The sequence below is a fragment of the Alteromonas sp. D210916BOD_24 genome, from assembly GCF_047159385.1.
Classification (GTDB): domain Bacteria; phylum Pseudomonadota; class Gammaproteobacteria; order Enterobacterales; family Alteromonadaceae; genus Alteromonas.
In genome coordinates, this window is the sequence record NZ_AP038333.1 from 3,258,090 (window position 1) to 3,278,371 (window position 20,282).

The window sequence follows — 20,282 nt, forward strand, 5'->3', positions numbered from 1 at the left end:
AAGGTAGTAGAGACTTACTCCAAGAGGCTTGCTGTTTTGCTTTACCCCCGAAGCGGATGCGCATTTTAGGGAATTCAGCGCTCACGTCAACACTTATTTTAAAAAAATCAATAAAAGTGAACTAAACGATTAATTTTCGTTCAAAAGAGATAATTAGTAGACAATATGGACTAAATACTAATAGGATGAAGGTTCGGATCCTATAAAGCAGTAGTGCTTAAGGTAGTTTCTGATCCTGCGGGAATATAAAGCTATATTAAAGCATGTTTAGAATAGCTTTCCGTCATTTTGGCAGTGTATATCAGAATTTGACTACGCAATAATTATAAGGTGGATTTATGTCGCGTACACTTACAATGCTTCTGGCAGCATTATTGCCTGCTTTGGCAAGTAGCCTTACATATGCACAAAGTGTTGAAGTTGAAGATATTGACAATATTTCTCCACCTAAAACTATTGAAACGCCTGAAAGCACTAATCGTTTCCAAACAGCTTTTCTCAAGCGGCAAGTTGATCAAACTATGTCTGTCGGTAGAGCCATTAGCTCTATTGCAAGTCATTATCCTCAGGAAATTGTATCAATTGTTGATATTGCCTTAGACACCTATCCGGATAAATACCGTGAAATTATATTCGCAGCCATTTCGGCTCAACCAGCTTCTACAGAAGAAATAGTTCAACTCGCTATAGCAAAGGAAGTCAGTAGTTGCCCGAACATCGTTCAACTCGCAATAAAAGCAGAACCCACGTATGTAGATTTCGTTGTACAAGCTGCTGCTGTTGCGACGCCTGAGGAGTTAGATGAAATTGTGCGCGTAGCGGTGCTTACACAACCCGATGCCGCTGACAGTATTGTTCAGACGTTATCTCAAGAACACCCTAATAGAATTGTGGAGATAATGACAAGTGCGCTTAATGCAGTGCCATTTGTAGGTGAATATGTGGTAGATGCGCTATTAGCTGTTTTTCCTAATGAAGCAAAGACGGTAGTTGAAACTGCAGTGCGTGAATCATCACAACAACGCGAACAAGTTATGCGTATTTTAAATACCGCACAACACGCTGGCGTAGCTCACGATAAACTCAAAGAGTATGCGTTAGCCGCTGGGCTAAGCGAAGAAGAGTTTAATAGCGCTGTTAAGGAATTTTAATTAGAGCTTTAGCAGCAATACTTTTTTTTAGCTTTCTGTATTAAGTTTTGCTGCTTCTTTATATAAAAGTAGCTCTGCTTTGAGCACGTCAACTCGGGCTTTAATCTCTTTCATTCGTGCCTTTATTTCATTTTGTGCACGAGCATTCAATGTAAACATGTCACCTTCCCCCGCATCAAATCGTGTTTTTTCCACTTTAGATAAGCGATTGGCCAACGCGGTGTTCTCACCTTGTAGTGCTAAAATATCTTTTGCCTGCCCCCAATAAACAAGTGCTTGTTCAAATCGCTGGGTGAGGATTTGTTCTGTTGAAGATAATTTATATTCCAACTCTCTTTGCTTAGAGAGCAATTGGGTCCGCTCAGCGGTATCTCTTCTATTTCCTATTGGGTAGGAAAATGAAAGCCCTAATTTAGTTTCAGTACCCTCTAAACTGTTAAGCCCAGCCCCCACATCTCTAGCAACTGACGCATTAAGATCAAGTTTGGGTAGTAATGCATTATCCGTCAATCGCGTTTTATTCTTTACCACCTGACGCTCTAGCTTCATAACATCGAGTTCTGGGTGAACTTTAAGTGCATTTCTCAAATTTGATAGCTCAGCAAAATTCACTGAAAAAGGCCAATTAATATTGTTCGGCGGATAACGTCCTTCCCATCCTTGCATCTCACCCATTGGTGACCGCCAGTAAAAAGAAAGCATTTGAGCATGTGAATCTCGCTTTTGCTTAAGCTCTGTCAACAATAGTTGTTGCTGTAACACATTAGACTTAAATTCAATCAGTACGATATTGGCAAGATCTCCTTTTTCAACTCGGGTGACCAGTGCTTTTTCACGCTCTACTGCGGTAATTAATAATTCATTTACCGCCTCCACCTGTAACGCACTTTCATACCATGCGATGTATTCACTTACGCCTTTGTAGATAAAATCATTGAGTAAGTGTGTGGCATGCGCCTGCCATTGAGAAGTCGCCAACCCAGCATTTTTAAGTTCAGTACGGCGTTTGTCTATCTCTCTATTTTTAAGTAGCGCAATAGAGACCCCTGCACTAATTTCGCCACCTGAAAGGGTTTCGTATTCGCCTTCATATGCAGGAAAGTCACCATTGGAAATACGATATTCTGCAAACAGTTCACCATTAAAGTCCTCAATAGGGTTAGTAAAGCGTTGCGCCAGCGACGTACCGTCATAATAGCCACTGAGTCGACTCTTTGTTTTTTGTTCAATGAATGGGTCAAAGTTGCTCTTAGCAATGTCAAACTCAGCTGCCGCCTGATACTTCCCTTCATTTATCGCCAACACGTAAGGGTGGTGATTCACCATACTTTCAATGAATTCTCCAACACCTGGCGCTTCAATTGCTTTATCAGATAAGCTGGCACTGTACACTGGCATTGATAGCACTACTACACACCACATCAATCCAATTTTGCGAAAACAGTGCATTATCATTTTGATGTTCCTGTACTTGTTAAATGCGTACCTTCGCTAGGCTGTGTATTAAGAGGTGGAAAATTATTAAGTTGTCGCCACATCTCATAGCCCAACCGAACTTCTTCTAATAGCACCCACGCTTTTACTCTACTTCCCAAACGTGCAGAGCTTTCAGCTGGCCAGGGTACGTCAGTTTCGTCAGGCTTTATCCACACATTAAAATCTCCTGTAGCATTAGCCACCGGCTCAACATAAACCACTTCACCGCCAAAGGTGCCTATCGCACTTTCAGGCCAACCACTAAATTGAAATACCGGCCATCCTTCAAATTGTAATCTTGCTTTAGCGCCCGCTTTGACCAAAGGTGCATCTAACCCTCTTAGCGTGACACGCACACTGCGTTTCGCATCAGTTGGTATAAATTGGCCAAGCACATCACCAGACTTTACATAAGTAGATACGCCACCCGAAAGTAATCTAACCACTGTGCCATCTACAGGTGCGAATTTGGTTTGAGTAGACTGACGTGACAACGTCATACTCACTTCGTTGATTTCCGATACCGATGCAGCCGCTTTTGCTTTTAACTCTTGTACTTTAATTTGTGCTTCTTCGACTTCTTTACGAGAGACTAGACCTTGCTCCTGAAGAGATATTTGGCGAGCGAGATTATTTTGCGCGTTTTTCACTGCGGTTTCATTGGCTTGATTTTTTAAGTTGGCAGCCGCGAGTTGAGATTGGAGTTTATCTAACCGTTGCGCATCCACATCAATAAGTGTCACTATGGGGTCGCCAGCGTTAACTTGCTGACCTTCTCTGACATGCCATTGCTTCACCTGCCCATCAACCAGCGCATTAATAGGTTGAGTACGATCTTTTGGATCGAGAGAATCCACCATTCCTGTGCCATAGGCAGTTTGCACCCATGGTGTGAAGTATAAGATTACTGCCGCGGCTATAACTAAAAATAAAATGATACCACTAAGCACTCGGTGTAGTTTAGGTACAGATAAAGTCGTTAATGAGTCAATGTTATCTAAGAAACGGCGTTCTGCATTTTTCATCTTATTTCCCCCCGCCTTTGTAATCACTACTTTTCTGGTGCGGTTCATAGTCATAAAATGTGACTTGAGTATCGTCGTGAAGACGTATTACACCATTAAACCGCGTTTTCTCCGGCATATTGGAAAAGTACAGTACCGTAAAATCATACTCGCATAAGCGATGCACTAGTCGTGAACGAAGTGCACTAGGTATGGCGTCGAAATGCTGGTTCAAGATAAGTAGCTTGGGTTTAGCCAAAATAGCCGCAGCTAATTTGAGTAGTATAAATTCCAGAGGTTGCAAAGGTGCACCGAGCACAGATAATTGCGTCTGTAACCCTTTCGGTAGGGCTTCGATAACCTTTGTCATTTCCACCGCTTCCAACACGTTTCGTATATCAGCAAAAGTTGCATTTGGCTGGGATAGTTTTAAATATCGCTCGATGCTAACCTCGATAATAAGCGAGCGATCCAAAATCATCACTACTTGCCTTAATTCATGAGTGTCATAATCATTTAAGCTTAAATCACCTAATAATATGTCACCTGTTTTAACCTGCTCATATTGTTTCAAAAAACCTATTAGCTGCTTTTGAACCCAACTTTTGTCGGTCGTGACGAAATACTTCGAATTTGCCTCTAATGTCACGTCGACAACGCATCTGTCCTCACCATGGCTTAGTAACAATTGATTAAATACTAGCTTGGAAGATGTGGGTGAATTCAAAGTATTAGTATTTAGGCGTTCCTGAGGTATGGTGAGTGCGTGACCAAGTTTTTCCGCTGCTCCGTAAAGCTCGTAATAAAGCTTCAAGTATTGCGTGAAGCGGGATAACCCTAGGAATACTGCCGACATAACCAATTCAGCTGCAACTAATTGACCTATCGATAGTTGCCCTTGCACAACAAGTACACCACCGATCCCCAGTAATGAAGCACTTGCAATTGCATACATTAATAAAAATGCTACAACTTGTGAAAAGGTGTAATGAAAGTGACTCTTGTGTTTTCTAATATAGTTGCTAATGAACCCTTCCGTGCTCCTGCCGGCGTATTCTACATGATCAGCCGATTTAAAGAATTCATGCGCTATTGCAATATCGTGTAGCCATTTAGCCGCATCATATTTTGCATACGAAAGTTCAATAGCCGTTCGCTTAGCTCCCCTTCCCCATATTTTCCACACTCCATACATAATCAGTAGTAAAACCAGGTTAAATGCAAACAGTGCAGGGTGATAGAAAGACACTAATGTAAATCCCACGAGTAATTGTAGTACTAGCGCAAACCCGTCTATCATTAACGAGGGAATGTTTTTCTGTAACGTCATAATGTCAAAATAACGCTGTGTAATACTGATATTCTTGCGACCCTCAAAAAAGCTATGCGGCGCCATGATCGTTTTCAACCCGAGCTCAGCGGTTAACCGGGCATACACTTTCCTTTCGTAAAACTCCATAGCGCGCATTCGCAATGCACTGAAAATACCCGATATAAAAAGAGTGAGAAACAATACCATCGCTAAAATAATTACAGCTCGCTGCGAACCAATATTAGCAATACTATTAATTAACGTTTGAACCGCAATGGGCACAGCAAGTGTCATTAAGCTAATAGCAACTCCGTAAGCAATCGCTACCCAAAAAAAACCAGACTCTGGTTTCAGTAACGAAAACAGCGTCTTTCGCGTCGCTTTTAGATTAATTGTTTTTGCCATAATTTTTATCGAGCCGTTTAAATTGTGGTAAGTGTAAACTAATAAAAAGTTAGATTAAATCTGATAAAGCCTAACAAGTTCATCGTATTTTTCTGGAAGAGCTAGCTATTGGCGTTATCGATTTTATTAACACTTAGCGCCAGATACACAAGGCAATGCAAACAATCTAAGCGAAAGGTATTACGCAATCACTGGGAAAAGCCGTGCAAATTATACTATTAGTAGCGCAATCATTGAGTCAGCAAGAAAAATACTGAAACAGTAAAAAGGTTGGATAATGACTCAAACCCATTCACATAGATACTAAGCTGCTACCCCATCGTCTACGCTGCTAGAGTAGTAACTTAATGTGAGTACTTTTTCTAATACAAACCGTAATGCGTCGTTGATTGGCATTAGTCTCTTACCTAGCTCATAGTCAAGTTGGGCTAGTTTCTGCCTACCTTGAGCTATCATGGGCGGACGTATTGCCTGAGTATTTTGTTTCTGAATACTGATCAAAGATTGAGCGTACTTTTCTGGCAGGGCTTGTTTAATAGGTTTACACACCGACAATGTGGCTTCTCCCGTTTTCGTAGTGTAGCCCGCTGCACCAAACATTCGACAAATACCAGGTCGATAGTCGTAGATACCGCAATACCCTTCGTTTCCATCCAGGCTTAAGCGCTGATATTGCTTACATGCAAATCCATTATACATTTCGAGTTCTTCCAACATTTGCTCCCCCAACCCCGTTTCAAATAGGTGAAGCGCAAAAGGAAGCATTTCTAACGGTGAGACTTCTATGTCTGCCTTATTACAACACGCTCCACATTGACTTATACAATTTAATGACTGACTTTTCTGAAATGTACTGAATTCCAGAGAAAGTGTTTGGTAAACATCCATCACTTGATGTGAGAGTTCACGCAGCCTATTCATAATGACTCCGCTAAAAAGCAAACTACAACTAGCTCCACAGATGACACCGTTAAGAAAACAGTACAAATGGGGTGCAACAAAAGGTTTTACAGCATGCTTCTCCCCTTCCCTAGGTAAGAATTAGCGTGAAGCTTTATTGGAAGGGGTTGAATTGGCGCGAATTTTATTTCGATTTTACTTTTTTGGAAATAGTTTTTTACTTTGAAAAATCATATTCTTTTACAAGCGAAAAAGTGAAGGCAGGGTCATTCCCCTGCCTTCACTTTTTATTTAGTCAGCATTAAACAAATCGCGGCTATAGACTTTATCTAAAACATCTTCTACGTCGGCAGTAACTCGGTTAGCGACAATAACATCAGATATTGTTTTGAACTCTTCTAAGTCATTTACCACTCTAGAATGAAAGAATTCACTTTCTTTCAAGACAGGTTCATAAACCACGACTTCGATGCCTTTTGCTTTTATCCGCTTCATAATTCCCTGAATAGCACTGGCACGGAAATTATCCGATCCAGCTTTCATAATAAGACGGTAAATACCCACTGTCTTTGGATTACGGCTCACTATCGAGTCTGCAATAAAATCTTTACGCGTTCGGTTAGCGTCGACTATAGCCTGGATCATATTGTTTGGTACTTCACTGTAATTGGCTAACAACTGTTTGGTATCTTTAGGCAAACAATAACCCCCATAACCAAAACTGGGATTGTTGTAGTGTTTTCCAATGCGTGGGTCTAGCCCTACTCCTTCAATGATTTGCTTCGTATCCAGTCCGTTTCGTTCAGCGTAGCTGTCTAATTCGTTAAAATACGCGACGCGCATTGCTAGATAAGTATTGGCAAATAGCTTAATCGCCTCAGCTTCTGTGCTGTCAGTAAACAGCACATCTATGTTTTCTTTAATTGCGCCTTGTTCAAGCAGCTTGGCAAAAACCAACGCCCGCTCGCTACGCTCACCTACAATAATGCGACTTGGGTAAAGGTTGTCATAAAGTGCCTTCCCTTCGCGTAAAAATTCTGGAGAGAAGATAATATTCTCTGAGCCATGTCGAATTTTTGCTTCTTTTGTAAACCCCACCGGAACAGTCGATTTTATTATCATTACTGCATTGGGATTCACTTGCAGGACAGTTTTAATAACTGCATCTACGCTAGAGGTATTAAAGTAATTGGTTTGAGGATCATAATCAGTAGGCGTGGCAATAATGACATAATCTGCATCTTTATACGCGTCTTCTGCATTCAATGTTGCCGTTAACGCTAAACGCTTATTGGCAAGAAAATCAGAAATTTCCCTGTCTTCAATTGGAGACCGTTTGTCATTTATCATTGCCACTTTTTCTGCGACCAAATCTACTGCTGTCACCTGATGATGCTGCGCCAGCAGCACGGCGTTGGACAAGCCTACATAGCCGGTACCCGCGACTGCAATTTTATAAGTCTTTGATGAAATATCCATGTTTAATAAACCTACTATTCTCAATAATTAAGGCCAAATATCGTGTCACGCGATACCAAAGACAGCACTTTTTTATAAAGTAATAATGACACGTTATGAAGTGCTATACTCGCTTTTTTCTTTGATTGAAAAATTTTCTCTTTTTAAAGTAAGGTTTGGGCTATATGCAGGATCTGCTGCGATAACTTTATGCCAAGTTGTTTGAAGGTAGTTTAACTCCCGGTTAAATCTTGCTGCCTTTTCTGGCTCAGTATCTAACCCTCGGCTCACCGACTCATGGTGATAAAGTTCAGCTTCTGCACAATACAGATTTGCAACACCTGTCTCGCGCACTCTTAAACAAAAGTCCACGTCATTAAAAGCCACTGCCAGTGTTTCATTAAGTCCACCTACAGCCTCATACAAACTTTTTTTAACTAAAAGACAAGCTGCGGTTACTGCACTATATTGTTGCGTTGCCGCCAATCGTTTCAAATATCCACTGTGATTGCGAGGAAAGTACTTATGCGCATGTCCTGCTCCGCCACCATATCCCATGACTACACCCGCGTGCTGAACTCTATCGTCAGAATAATAAAGCCTGGCACCAACACAGCCTATTTCCTCTCGTAGCGCGTGTCCCACCATGTAAGTCAGCCAATCACCGCTAATTACTTCAATATCGTTGTTGATAAGCCCTATAACTTCACCCTTGGCATGCTGCACTCCAAAATTATTAATAGCAGAATAATTAAACGGAGCTGGATAACGCAGCACGCGGATTTTCGGATGACTGGTTAGACGATTAAAATAGGCTAAGCTATCAGGCTCATCTGAACCATTATCTATCAGCAGAATTTCATAATTTTCGTAACGGGTTTTTTCTAAAATAGAGTAGATACAAGCTTGGACTAACTGCCATGCATTCTTTGTTGGGATAATCAACGAAACAAGGGGCTGCTCTTTAGCGGGCCACAACAACTGATTTATTCCTTTATGTTCATCGGTTACGGCGACAGCACAGCCACTATTATTAATTACTTCTGCCACCTGTGATATATACTTGGCTTGTTTTCTAAGTGTTGGCGAAGTATTTACTAACGTAAATGGGAGATGTGCAATTTTTAAAGAACTTTCTTTTATCCATAATAGAGAAAGCAGTTGAGCTATATCCACGATAGATGCTTTAGTCAGTAATGGCCTATTTCTATGAAAGACTTTTTGGCTAACAGCTACACCGGTATTTACATAAGCAGTGGTGAACTGCAAATCTGCGTTCCACTTAGGGAAAAAACGTGGCGATTGACACTGACCATTTGAATCCATCATATCGGTATCAGAATAAACTACATCACTGCGTTTCAGTGCGTCAGAAAATAACGCCATAGCATGAGGATGTAATGTATCACCGCTATTGACCAGCAAGGTGCCCACGCAAGCTTCACTATGCAAAGGAAGGTCTGAAAAGCTTGGAAAAACTGTTACGTCCAGCCAAGTTACTTCATCAAAAGCTTGTGAGGCTAGTTCTTCAGCTATTACACAAATCGTTAAATTTGAACTGGAAGCGCGCAACGAATCCAAGGTTTTGTGTACATTATCTTTACCCAATACCACCACCCGAAGACTATGAGCTAAAGTTTCCTCATTTTCCTTAAGTGCGATGACTTTTGAGTCAAGTGTCTGCGTTTGCCATTTGAGAAACTGTTTATACAACGCGAGAAATTTTTTCTTACTTGGCAGCCCATAGAATAGACCTGACTTATGAAGTGAGCGACTATATAACGCTGTTAATTTTGCATTTTTTTTCAGTTTGGCTCTTATAGACTTGGGTACAAGTCCAATAGCACCTTTAACCGTCAACATTGCGTACTTCTTCATAAACGCGCTTAAACCTCACCGTATACAACGAATTCAAAATTAAAAAGCCGCACTTGGCGGCTTATATCTGCTATGTCCATAATGGACTTTGAAATTACCTTCCGGTTCCCAACCGTTCTCCCTGATAACTTCCATCCTGTACCGCTTTCCACCAACTTTCATTCTCAAGATACCACATTACGGTTTTTCGAATACCTGATTCAAAGGTTTCTTGCGGTGTCCAACCTAGTTCGCGCTGAATTTTGCTTGCATCGATTGCGTAGCGCATATCATGTCCGGGACGATCTTGAACATAAGTAATCTGGTCGGCGTAGTTTGCTGATTTAGGAACAAGGTCGTCAAGGATGTTGCAGATAGTCTGTACCACTTCTATATTCTGCTTTTCGTTGTGACCACCAATATTATAAGTTTCGCCTATCTTGCCCTCTAACGCGACAAGTACCAAAGCGCGAGCATGATCTTCAACGTATAGCCAGTCGCGGATTTGATTACCTTTTCCATAAACGGGTAACGGCTTTCCAGCAAGCGCATTCAGGATAACAAGCGGGATAAGCTTCTCTGGAAAATGATACGGACCGTAGTTATTAGAACAGTTGGTGACCAATGTTGGCAACCCGTAGGTACGCAACCATGCTCGAACGAGTTGGTCTGAACTTGCTTTACTTGCGGAATATGGCGAACTTGGCGCATAAGGTGTGCTTTCTGTAAACAACGGCAGTTTAGTGCCAGGCGCAACTTCATCTGGATGAGGCAGATCACCATAAACTTCATCTGTAGAAATATGGTGGAATTTAAACTGTGCCTTTTTACTTTCTTCAAGCGCTAACCAATAAGCACGTGCTTGCTCCAACAGCGTGTATGTGCCGACAACGTTTGTCTGAATAAACTCTCCCGGCCCATCAATTGAACGATCAACATGAGACTCGGCAGCAAGGTGCATTACGATGTCTGGCTGATGATTGTTGAAAACGTGCTTTAGCGCATCCGCGTCACAAATATCTACTTTTTCAAAATGATACCTATCGCTATCGGATACTGTTTGAAGGGACTCTAAATTACCTGCGTAAGTGAGCTTATCAACGTTCACCACGTTGTGATCAGTATCATTGATAAGGTAACGCACAACTGCAGAACCAATAAACCCTGCGCCACCTGTCACTAAGATTGTTTTACTCATTTTAAATATGCCTAATCAAGAAAGTTGCGCTTTCAACTCATCTAACATCGCACAAAGCTGCTTGCGCCAATGAGTTGGGTGTAGTGCTGAAAATGATTCTCTGGTAGCGGTTTTGTCTAACACACTATAATGCGGTCGTTTTGCCGGAGTGGGGTATTGACTGCTCGGTATAGGACTTATCGGTATTTCACCACTCAGTAATCCTTTCTCGACTCCCAACTCTTGAATAGCTAACGCAAAATCGTACCAACTGGCCACGCCCTCATCTGTCCAATGATATATGCCAGATACTTTGCCTGTAGCAGCTGCAATACAAGCTTGTGCCAGCCCCTTTGCCCATGTAGGGGAACCGACCTGATCGTCAATCACTGACAGAGCAGGTTTCTCCTCCATAAGGCGAAGCATGGTTTTGACAAAATTATTACCGTGAGAAGAGTACACCCATGCGGTGCGAATAATACAGCTCGAATGAGGTAGCACCTCAAGTAAAGCTTGTTCACCCTCAGCTTTCGTTTTGCCATAAACCCCTTGCGGTTCAAGTGGATCATTCGGCAAATAGGGGGAACCTTTGTGGCCGTTAAATACATAGTCAGTAGACACATGAACTAAAAATGCACCCACACTTTTGCAATAATTCGCGAGTGCTTTTACAGCAACAGTATTAATGGCTCGACACGCGTCATTGTCTTGCTCAGCTTTGTCTACCGCGGTATAGGCCGATGCGTTTATGACAACATCAGGTGTATGTTGCTCTAAGACATCGCGAATGCTACTTTCGTTAGTGATATCGATATCATCTCGACCATAGACCACTACCTTGTGGGCAGCATCTTGCAACTCTCTTTGCAATTCAAATGCTAGCTGACCCGATTTCCCTATAATTGCTATGTTCATAGTATATGTCTACTCAAAGCGTTAAAATGTAGGGGCATCAACAAACGCCACACCTGAAACGTCTTTTGCTGACAAAGAGGGTGCAGCGCCCCCCACTAAAGGCCAATCAATGGCAAGCGAAGGATCGTCATATTTCAGTGACACTTCTGACTGAGGGTGGTAATAATCTGTGCATTTATAAACAAATTCAGCTGAATCGCTGGTTACGTAGAAGCCGTGGGCAAAACCTGCCGGCACCCACAGTTGACGCTTGTTTTCAGCTGACAAATAAACCCCTACCCATTTGCCAAAAGTAGCAGAGTGCTTTCGCATATCTACGGCAACATCAAATACTTCGCCACTAATTACGCGAACCAACTTCCCCTGAGTCTGCTCTAACTGATAATGCAAACCTCTTAAAATACCCTGGCTAGATTTTGAGTGGTTGTCTTGCACGAATTCCACATCTGCACACTCTCGCTTAAACCAATCAGTGCGGAACGTTTCTAAAAAGAATCCCCTTTCATCCCCGAATACTTTAGGTTCTATAATTTTTACGTCTGGTATGGCTGTTTCAACTAGCTTCATTTTAAATCCAAATTCTAACCTTTGACCCTGTCACGAATAACTTTCAGTAAGTAGGTTCCATAACCACTTTTTTCTAATGGTTTAGCTAATCGCGCCAGTTGTTCTGCGTCTATAAAGCCCATTCGATATGCAACTTCTTCAGGACAACACACTTTGAGCCCCTGCCTAGTTTCGATAGCGGCGACAAAGTTAGAAGCGTCGAGAAGCGAGTCCAAAGTCCCTGTATCTAGCCATGCTGAGCCACGTCCCATTAACTCTACTTTTAGCGTGCCATCTTTGAGATAAAGGTTGTTGAGGTCAGTGATCTCAAGCTCCCCCCGAGGTGAAGGTTTCACTTCCTTGGCAAAGTCTACGACGCGGTTATCGTAATAATATAATCCAGTAACCGCGTAATTGGATTTGGGCAGAGATGGCTTTTCTTCAATAGACAACGCATTCCAGTTGTCGTCGAAGTCAACTACACCATATCTTTCTGGGTCATTAACGTGATATCCGAAAACAGTCGCACCGTGGTCTTGTCGATATGCACTTTGTAATGATTGTTTAAGATCATGACCATAATAAATATTATCACCGAGGATTAAGGTACAACTTTCATTACCTATAAACTCCTCTCCAATGATAAATGCCTGTGCGAGGCCGTCTGGCGTTGGTTGAACGGCATAGTTAACATTGATACCTAGATGATTCCCATCACCAATAAGCTCAACAAAACGTTGCTGTTCCTGGGGTGTCGTAATGATCAATATGTCCCTTATTCCTGACATCATTAACGTCGCTAACGGATAAAAAATCATTGGCTTATCATAAATGGGCATTAATTGTTTACTTACGACCTTAGTCAGTGGATACAACCTTGTACCCGAGCCGCCTGCCAAAATAATTCCTTTTCTTTTACCCATGCACATAAGTCCTCAAAATATACTAGCTTTCTCTATATGCTACTACAGCTACCAATATATTCACACTAGGGTATGCAGCATAAATGCTTGGTCTTAGCAAACAAAACAACACAAACTTAAAAAACAAAAAACCCGGCCAAGGCCGGGTTTTTCAAAAAGGGACTGTCGTTTTCACACTGCCCCTTTAAGGTAAGAGTATAACTTACTCTTCTGCTGCGTCGGCTGTTTCTTCAGCTTCTACAACTGGACGGTCAACTAGCTCAACATATGCCATTGGGGCATTGTCGCCAGCACGGAAACCGCATTTAAGAATGCGAGTGTAGCCGCCTGGACGAGCTTCGTAACGAGGACCAAGCTCGTTGAATAGTTTACCTACAACCTCTTTGTCACCAGTGCGGGCAAAAGCTAGACGGCGGTTTGCAACGCTGTCTTCTTTAGCCATAGTGATTAGAGGCTCAATTACGCGACGTAATTCTTTCGCTTTTGGTAACGTAGTTTTGATCACTTCGTGCTTGACCAAAGAGCCAGCCATGTTTTTGAACATAGCTTGACGATGGCTGCTGTTGCGATTCAACTGACGACCACTCTTACGATGGCGCATAGTTTTATCCTTCTCTACAAATCAGTTTGATAAAAACCTGATTAATCTTTTTCAGCGATGCTCTCTGGCGGCCAGTTTTCTAGGCGCATACCTAGAGACAGACCACGAGATGCTAGAACATCTTTGATTTCAGTTAGCGATTTCTTACCAAGGTTTGGCGTTTTAAGTAGCTCAACCTCAGTGCGCTGTACCAGGTCACCAATGTACTGGATAGCTTCTGCTTTCAAACAGTTTGCAGAACGTACTGTCAGTTCAAGGTCATCTACCGGACGAAGCAGAATCGGATCGAATTCTGGCTTCTCTTCTTTCGCTTCTGGCTCAGACACATCACGTAAGTCTACGAATGCATCTAGCTGTTCAGCTAGGATAGTAGCAGAACGGCGGATCGCTTCTTCAGGATCTAAAGTACCGTTCGTCTCCATGTCGATGATCAATTTGTCTAGGTCTGTGCGTTGTTCAACACGCGCAGACTCTACACTATATGCAATACGCTCAACTGGGCTGTATGAAGCGTCAACTAACAAACGACCAATTGGACGATCATCTTCTTCAGAGGAGCGACGGGTAGAAGCTGGTACATAACCGCGACCCATTTCTATTTTAATGCGCATGCTGATTTCAGCTTCGCCAGTTAAAGTACAAATTACGTGGTCAGGGTTAACAATTTCTACGTCGCCATCATGCTGAATATCACCAGCAACAACAGGGCCAGCGCCAGATTTCACTAGAGTTAGGGTTGCCTCAGTTTTACCTTCAAGGCGAACCGCTAAACCTTTTAGATTTAGCAAGATTTCGATTACGTCTTCCTGTACACCTTCTTTGGTGCTGTACTCGTGAAGAACGCCATCAATTTCTACTTCGGTAACTGCACATCCTGGCATAGATGACAGCAAAATACGACGTAGGGCGTTACCTAGAGTATGACCAAAGCCACGCTCTAGTGGTTCCAAAGTTACTTTGGCACGAGTAGGAGAAACGTTTTCGATCTCTACTAATCTCGGTTTTAGGAATTCAGTCACAGAACCCACAATGCTTCCTCTTTAGTTAGCTTTACTTAGAGTAAAGTTCGACGATCAACTGTTCGTTAATTTCCGCAGACAGGTCAGTTCTTTCTGGAACGCGCTTGAAAGTGCCTTCCATTTTGCTGTTGTCTACTTCAATCCAGGTTGGCTTCTCACGTTGGTCAGCCAGTTCCAAAGCAGCAACGATACGCGCTTGCTTTTTAGCTTTTTCACGAACAGAAACCACGTCTTCGGCAGAAACGTTAAACGATGGAATGTTCACAACTTGACCATTTACCATGATCGCCTTGTGGCTAACTAGCTGACGTGCTTCAGCACGCGTGCTAGCGAATCCCATGCGATAAACTACGTTATCAAGACGCTGTTCTAAAAGCTGTAACAAGTTTTCACCTGTGTTGCCTTTTAGACGTGCAGCTTCTTTATAGTAGTTGCGGAATTGCTTTTCCAGTACGCCGTACATACGACGAACTTTTTGTTTTTCACGCAGCTGAACACCGTAGTCAGACAGACGGCCACGACGGGCACCGTGCTGACCAGGCGCTGTATCGATTTTACATTTAGAATCGATTGCGCGAACGCCGCTTTTTAGGAACAGGTCAGTTCCTTCGCGACGGCTAAGTTTGAGTTTAGGACCCAAATATCTTGCCATGATCTTTCTCCAACTGTCCGTCGATTAAACGCGACGTTTTTTCGGTGGACGACAACCGTTGTGAGGAATTGGGGTCACATCGGTAATGTTTGTGATCTTATAACCTGTAGCGTTAAGAGCACGGATCGCAGACTCACGGCCTGGACCTGGACCTTTAACAAACACTTCAAGGTTCTTAAGACCGTATTCTTGTGCAGCAACACCTGCACGCTCAGCAGCAACCTGTGCAGCAAAAGGGGTAGATTTACGTGAACCACGGAAACCTGAACCACCAGATGTCGCCCATGCTAATGCATTGCCTTGACGGTCTGTGATAGTCACAATTGTGTTGTTGAAAGACGCATGGATATGAGCCATACCGTCTGCAACCTGACGTTTAGCGCGTTTACGCGTGCTACGAGCTGGTGCTTTAGCCATAACTTACTCCCCGCTTACTTCTTAATTGGCTTACGAGGACCTTTACGGGTACGCGCATTAGTCTTAGTGCGCTGACCACGTAGAGGCAAGCTACGACGGTGGCGAATACCACGGAAGCAACCCAGGTCCATCAAACGTTTGATGCTCATAGAGACTTCACGGCGTAGGTCACCTTCAACGGTGAACTTAGCCACTTCGTCACGAAGCTTATCAATAGTAGCTTCGTCTAGCTCTTTGATTTTTGTATCTTCTGCAACACCAGCGCCCGCACAGATGCTTTTCGCACGTGTGGGACCGATACCGTAGATCGCTTGGATAGCGATAACAGCATGCTTGTGCTCAGGAATGTTAATGCCAGCGATACGGGCCATTAACAGCACTCCTCTTGTTTATTTGTCGACGACCTAAAAAGCCCGATAGGATACTTACCCGCCGACTAAATTGCAAATTAAGGTTCAAAATACTTAAAAACAAAACTAGCAGAACCTGATAAGTATTGTCAGGTTCTGCTTACAGTCTTGCCAATATTCTGTACCGCTTAGATTAGCCTTGACGCTGCTTATGCTTAGGGTCAGAACTGCAAATTACACGCACAACACCGTTGCGCTTGATAACTTTACAATTACGGCAAATCTTTTTTACTGATGCACGAACTTTCATTACATCACTCCCCTTTCTTTCAAAATTAAGGGGCTAACTTATCGGCCGTAGCCTTTAAGGTTAGCTTTTTTCAGCACAGACTCATATTGACTACTCATCAAATGTGTCTGTACTTGTGCCATAAAGTCCATGATAACTACTACGATAATAAGAAGCGACGTACCACCGAAGTAGAACGGCACATTCCAAGCAATTAGCATGAATTCAGGCACTAAACAAATAAAGGTTATGTACAGTGCGCCAGCCAGTGTAAGGCGAGTCATTACCTTGTCAATGTAACGCGATGTTTGTTCACCTGGACGAATACCAGGAATGAACGCACCAGACTTCTTCAAGTTATCTGCTGTATCACGCGGGTTGAATACCAACGCCGTGTAGAAGAAGCAGAAGAAGATAATCGCTGCTGCATATAACATCACGTACAGCGGTTGACCAGGAGATAGCATAAGCGCTACATCTTGCAACCACGCTGTTGATTCATTCTGTCCGAACCATCCTGCGATAGTACCCGGGAACAGAATAATGCTAGAAGCAAAGATTGGTGGAATTACACCAGCAATGTTGACTTTTAGCGGTAAATGGGTGCTTTGCGCAGCAAAAACCTGACGGCCTTGCTGACGTTTTGCGTAGTTTACCACAATTCTGCGCTGTCCGCGCTCTACAAATACCACTAGGTAAGTAAGAGCGATAACAATCACGCCAATCAACAGCAGGAACAACATATTAATGTCGCCCTGTCTTGCCTGTTCCGCAGTCTGACCTATCGCTGTTGGCAGACCGGCAACAATACCAGCAAAAATCAATATAGAGATACCGTTACCAATACCTCGTTCGGTAATTTGCTCACCTAACCACATAAGGAACATAGTTCCAGTGACTAGACTCACTACTGCCGTGAAGTAGAATCCGAAGCCAGGGTTTATCACCAATCCATTAATCAGGTTTGGCAGACCAGTCGAAATACCAATTGACTGGAAGATAGCCAATACAAGCGTTAGGTAACGAGTGTATTGACTGATCTTACGACGACCTGCCTCGCCTTCTTTTTTAAGCTCCACCATCGGTGGATGAACCACCGAGAGCAACTGCATGATAATGGATGCAGTAATGTATGGCATAATGCCCAAAGCCAGAACGGATGCACGCTCAAGCGCACCACCGGAGAACATGTTGAACATTTCTACAATGGTGCCTTTTTGTTGCTCGAACAAGTCAGCAAGTACAGCTGGATCGATGCCAGGGATAGGAACATATGAACCTAGTCTGAAAACAACAATCGCACCTAGTACGAACAACAATCTTGCCTTAAGCTCACTCAAGCCGCTTTTCGCGCCTGAATCCAATCCTGGTTTAGCCATCTAGCTTATTCCTCTACTTTACCGCCAGCAGCTTCAATCGCTTCTTTAGCGCCTTTAGTAACCTTTAACCCGCTTACTGTAACAGCGCGTGATACTTCACCGCTCTTAACAACTTTAACGAACTGGATTTCTTTCTTAACGATACCAGCTGCTTTTAAAGTCTCAAGAGATGCAGTATCGCCATCAACCTTTGCGATTTCAGCAAGAGTTACTTCGTCAGTAACAAAGCTCTTGCGTGAAGTGAAACCGAATTTAGGAAGACGACGCTGTAATGGCATCTGACCACCTTCGAATCCTGGCTTAACACGGCCACCTGAACGGCTTTTTTGACCTTTGTGACCGTGGCCACTCGTTTTACCAAGACCTGAGCCGATACCACGACCAGAACGCTTACCAGTAGGCTTTGAACCTTCGGCTGGAGAAATTGTATTTAAACGCATGTCTTACTCCTCCACGATCTCAACCATGTAATATACACGGTTGATCATGCCACGTACGGCTGGGGTATCTTCCAGTTCACGAACATGGTTGATTTTACGAAGGCCTAAACCTTTAAGCGTAGCTTTGTGCTTTGGCAGACGGCCAATTGCACTTTTAGTTTGCTTTACTTTAATCGTTGCCATGTCTGATTACCCCAAAATTTCTTCTACAGACAATCCACGCTTCGCAGCAACTTTCGCAGGGCTGTTCATTTCTGTCAGCGCGTTGATTGTTGCACGTACAACGTTGATTGGGTTTGTAGAGCCGTAACATTTTGAAAGTACGTTTTGTACACCAGCTACTTCAAGTACTGCACGCATCGCACCACCGGCAATAATACCGGTACCTTCAGATGCTGGCTGCATGTAAACTTTAGAGCCAGAGTGACGACCTTTAATCGGGTGCTGTAACGTGTGACCGTTAAGATCTACGTCAACCATGTTGCGACGTGCCTTTTCCATTGCTTTTTGGATTGCAGCAGGTACTTCACGTGCCTTACCGTAACCAAAACCAACGCGACCGTTACCGTCACCCACTACTGTCAATGCAGTGAAACTAAAGATACGACCACCTTTTACCACTTTAGATACGCGGTTTACGGCGATCAATTTCTCTAGAAATTCACCATTTTGAACGTCTTGTTTAGCCATTATAAACTCCTAGAACTGAAGACCAGCTTCGCGAGCTGCATCAGCTAATGCTTTAACGCGACCGTGGTATTGGAAACCACTACGATCGAAAGCCACTGCTTTAATGCCTTTCTCAAGTGCGCGTTCTGCGATTGCTTTACCGACTACCGTCGCTGCTTCAGCATTTCCTGTAGACTTAAGACCTTTTGCAAGATCTTTCTCAACAGTTGAAGCTGCTGCCAACACTTCAGAACCGCAAGGAGCGATTAACTGAGCGTAGATGTGGCGAGGTGTACGGTTTACTACCAAGCGATGCGCGGCCAGTTCACGAATTTTTGCACGTGCGCGAGTAGCGCGACGAATGCGAGCTGTTTTCTTATCCATCGTATCACCCACCTACTTTTTCTTAGCTTCTTTACGACGTACGTGTTCGTCAGCGTAACGTACACCTTTACCTTTGTAAGGCTCTGGTGGACGGTAACCACGAATGTTCGCCGCAACCTGACCAACCACCTGCTTATCGGCGCCTTTAACGACGATTTCAGTTTGGCTAGGAGTTTCAACCGTAATGCCTTCAGGCATTTCGTATGCTACAGGGTGAGAGAAACCTAGTGTAAGGTTTAGTTTGTTACCTTGTGCTTGTGCACGGTAACCAACACCTAACAACTGAAGTTTTTTCTCAAAACCTTCTGAAACACCTTGAACCATTGCATTTAGGATAGAGCGCGCAGTACCAGCCTGTGCCCAACCATCAACAAAGCCTTCACGTGGAAGTGCTTTAAGTTGGTTCTCTTCCTGTGCAACTTCTACAGCGTCATTGAAAACGCGGGTCAAAGTGCCTTTACTACCTTTTACAGTAACTTCTTGACCAGAGATAGAAACTTCTACACCTGATACAACGTCTACTGGGGCTTTTGCTATACGTGACATTTCAACTCCTCCGTTATGCTACATAACCGATGATCTCACCGCCCATGCCAGCGTTACGCGCTGCACGGTCAGTCATCACACCTTTAGAAGTCGACACGATAGCGATACCTAAACCACCCATAACCTTTGGAAGCTCATCTTTTTTCTTATAGATGCGCAGACCAGGACGGCTTACACGTTCGATAGTGTCAATTACTTGCTTGCCTTCGAAGTACTTAAGCGTAACTTCTAAAACAGGCTTAACGTCACCAGTTGCAGCGAAGTCTGCAATGTAACCTTCTGATTTCAATACTTCACAAATTGCAACGCGAAGCTTTGAAGAAGGCATTGTTACAGAAACTTTCTGTGCCATCTGGCCGTTACGGATGCGGGTAAACATATCCGCGATAGGATCTTGCATGCTCATTATCAG

24 protein-coding genes are annotated in these 20,282 nt (G+C 43.3%); 1 reads left to right on the forward strand and 23 read right to left on the reverse strand.

All coding sequences use genetic code 11. The features are described from left to right. Positions 1 to 338 precede the first annotated feature (338 nt). The gene (locus ACMCM8_RS14110; protein WP_412723239.1) at positions 339 to 1,151 is read left to right on the forward strand and encodes a hypothetical protein; all 813 of its coding nucleotides are present in this window, start codon (positions 339 to 341) and stop codon (positions 1,149 to 1,151) included. A 27-nt stretch (positions 1,152 to 1,178) separates the two neighbouring features. Here ACMCM8_RS14110 and ACMCM8_RS14115 read toward each other — a convergent pair whose 3' ends face one another. The 23 genes from ACMCM8_RS14115 to rpsH form a co-directional block, all read right to left on the reverse strand. Further along, positions 1,179 to 2,606, reverse strand: a complete 1,428-nt coding sequence (locus ACMCM8_RS14115) for a TolC family protein (RefSeq protein ID WP_412723240.1) — start codon at positions 2,604 to 2,606, stop codon at positions 1,179 to 1,181. Beyond that, a complete protein-coding gene (locus ACMCM8_RS14120; protein ID WP_412723241.1) occupies positions 2,603 to 3,652 on the reverse strand; it encodes an HlyD family secretion protein in 1,050 nt (349 codons plus the stop codon). The genes ACMCM8_RS14115 and ACMCM8_RS14120 overlap by 4 nt, the downstream gene beginning before the upstream one ends. A 1-nt stretch (position 3,653) precedes the next feature. Further along, the gene (locus ACMCM8_RS14125) at positions 3,654 to 5,348 is read right to left on the reverse strand and encodes an ABC transporter transmembrane domain-containing protein (protein ID WP_412723242.1); all 1,695 of its coding nucleotides are present in this window, start codon (positions 5,346 to 5,348) and stop codon (positions 3,654 to 3,656) included. A gap of 303 nt (positions 5,349 to 5,651) precedes the next feature. Beyond that, on the reverse strand, positions 5,652 to 6,269 hold the full coding sequence (locus ACMCM8_RS14130) for a YkgJ family cysteine cluster protein (protein ID WP_412723243.1): 618 nt from the start codon (positions 6,267 to 6,269) through the stop codon (positions 5,652 to 5,654). A 270-nt stretch (positions 6,270 to 6,539) separates the two neighbouring features. Beyond that, positions 6,540 to 7,727 carry a nucleotide sugar dehydrogenase gene (locus ACMCM8_RS14135; RefSeq protein WP_412723244.1) on the reverse strand — a complete coding sequence of 396 codons (1,188 nt, stop codon included), beginning with the start codon at positions 7,725 to 7,727 and terminating at the stop codon, positions 6,540 to 6,542. A 93-nt stretch (positions 7,728 to 7,820) separates the two neighbouring features. Further along, positions 7,821 to 9,569 carry a glycosyltransferase family 2 protein gene (locus tag ACMCM8_RS14140; RefSeq protein ID WP_412723245.1) on the reverse strand — a complete coding sequence of 583 codons (1,749 nt, stop codon included), beginning with the start codon at positions 9,567 to 9,569 and terminating at the stop codon, positions 7,821 to 7,823. A gap of 109 nt (positions 9,570 to 9,678) precedes the next feature. Next, positions 9,679 to 10,761, reverse strand: a complete 1,083-nt coding sequence (gene rfbB / locus ACMCM8_RS14145) for a dTDP-glucose 4,6-dehydratase (RefSeq protein WP_412723246.1) — start codon at positions 10,759 to 10,761, stop codon at positions 9,679 to 9,681. Between the two features lie 15 nt (positions 10,762 to 10,776). Further along, positions 10,777 to 11,655: a dTDP-4-dehydrorhamnose reductase gene (rfbD, locus tag ACMCM8_RS14150; RefSeq protein WP_412723247.1), complete on the reverse strand. Its 879-nt coding sequence runs from the start codon at positions 11,653 to 11,655 to the stop codon at positions 10,777 to 10,779. A gap of 21 nt (positions 11,656 to 11,676) precedes the next feature. Then, entirely contained in the window at positions 11,677 to 12,222 is a 546-nt protein-coding gene (rfbC, locus tag ACMCM8_RS14155; RefSeq protein WP_412723248.1) for a dTDP-4-dehydrorhamnose 3,5-epimerase, read from the reverse strand. A 14-nt stretch (positions 12,223 to 12,236) separates the two neighbouring features. After that, positions 12,237 to 13,124 (reverse strand): glucose-1-phosphate thymidylyltransferase RfbA, encoded by an 888-nt coding sequence (gene rfbA, locus ACMCM8_RS14160; RefSeq protein WP_412723249.1) that lies wholly within the window; start codon positions 13,122 to 13,124, stop codon positions 12,237 to 12,239. A 202-nt stretch (positions 13,125 to 13,326) separates the two neighbouring features. Next, on the reverse strand, positions 13,327 to 13,725 hold the full coding sequence (gene rplQ, locus ACMCM8_RS14165; RefSeq protein WP_412723250.1) for a 50S ribosomal protein L17: 399 nt from the start codon (positions 13,723 to 13,725) through the stop codon (positions 13,327 to 13,329). 41 nt (positions 13,726 to 13,766) lie between these two features. Then, positions 13,767 to 14,756 carry a DNA-directed RNA polymerase subunit alpha gene (locus ACMCM8_RS14170; protein ID WP_412727732.1) on the reverse strand — a complete coding sequence of 330 codons (990 nt, stop codon included), beginning with the start codon at positions 14,754 to 14,756 and terminating at the stop codon, positions 13,767 to 13,769. Between the two features lie 19 nt (positions 14,757 to 14,775). Then, positions 14,776 to 15,396 (reverse strand): 30S ribosomal protein S4, encoded by a 621-nt coding sequence (gene rpsD / locus ACMCM8_RS14175; RefSeq protein ID WP_412723251.1) that lies wholly within the window; start codon positions 15,394 to 15,396, stop codon positions 14,776 to 14,778. A 24-nt stretch (positions 15,397 to 15,420) separates the two neighbouring features. Beyond that, complete coding sequence (gene rpsK / locus ACMCM8_RS14180) at positions 15,421 to 15,813, reverse strand: 30S ribosomal protein S11 (RefSeq protein ID WP_013786215.1); 393 nt, start codon at positions 15,811 to 15,813, stop codon at positions 15,421 to 15,423. Between the two features lie 14 nt (positions 15,814 to 15,827). After that, complete coding sequence (gene rpsM, locus ACMCM8_RS14185) at positions 15,828 to 16,184, reverse strand: 30S ribosomal protein S13 (protein WP_039217822.1); 357 nt, start codon at positions 16,182 to 16,184, stop codon at positions 15,828 to 15,830. A gap of 172 nt (positions 16,185 to 16,356) precedes the next feature. After that, positions 16,357 to 16,473: a 50S ribosomal protein L36 gene (gene rpmJ, locus ACMCM8_RS14190; RefSeq protein ID WP_012519217.1), complete on the reverse strand. Its 117-nt coding sequence runs from the start codon at positions 16,471 to 16,473 to the stop codon at positions 16,357 to 16,359. 38 nt (positions 16,474 to 16,511) lie between these two features. Next, positions 16,512 to 17,831, reverse strand: a complete 1,320-nt coding sequence (gene secY / locus ACMCM8_RS14195; RefSeq protein ID WP_159627411.1) for a preprotein translocase subunit SecY — start codon at positions 17,829 to 17,831, stop codon at positions 16,512 to 16,514. Between the two features lie 5 nt (positions 17,832 to 17,836). Continuing rightward, the gene (gene rplO / locus ACMCM8_RS14200; protein ID WP_412723252.1) at positions 17,837 to 18,271 is read right to left on the reverse strand and encodes a 50S ribosomal protein L15; all 435 of its coding nucleotides are present in this window, start codon (positions 18,269 to 18,271) and stop codon (positions 17,837 to 17,839) included. A 3-nt stretch (positions 18,272 to 18,274) separates the two neighbouring features. After that, positions 18,275 to 18,454 (reverse strand): 50S ribosomal protein L30, encoded by a 180-nt coding sequence (gene rpmD, locus ACMCM8_RS14205; RefSeq protein ID WP_014950907.1) that lies wholly within the window; start codon positions 18,452 to 18,454, stop codon positions 18,275 to 18,277. A 6-nt stretch (positions 18,455 to 18,460) separates the two neighbouring features. After that, positions 18,461 to 18,961, reverse strand: coding sequence for a 30S ribosomal protein S5 (gene rpsE / locus ACMCM8_RS14210; protein ID WP_012519221.1), 501 nt, complete (start codon positions 18,959 to 18,961; stop codon positions 18,461 to 18,463). A gap of 9 nt (positions 18,962 to 18,970) precedes the next feature. Next, a complete protein-coding gene (gene rplR, locus ACMCM8_RS14215) occupies positions 18,971 to 19,324 on the reverse strand; it encodes a 50S ribosomal protein L18 (RefSeq protein ID WP_105932260.1) in 354 nt (117 codons plus the stop codon). Between the two features lie 12 nt (positions 19,325 to 19,336). Then, positions 19,337 to 19,870, reverse strand: coding sequence for a 50S ribosomal protein L6 (gene rplF, locus ACMCM8_RS14220; protein ID WP_014950909.1), 534 nt, complete (start codon positions 19,868 to 19,870; stop codon positions 19,337 to 19,339). Positions 19,871 to 19,883: 13 nt separating this feature from the next. Further along, the gene (rpsH, locus tag ACMCM8_RS14225; RefSeq protein WP_412723253.1) at positions 19,884 to 20,276 is read right to left on the reverse strand and encodes a 30S ribosomal protein S8; all 393 of its coding nucleotides are present in this window, start codon (positions 20,274 to 20,276) and stop codon (positions 19,884 to 19,886) included. Positions 20,277 to 20,282 lie beyond the last annotated feature (6 nt).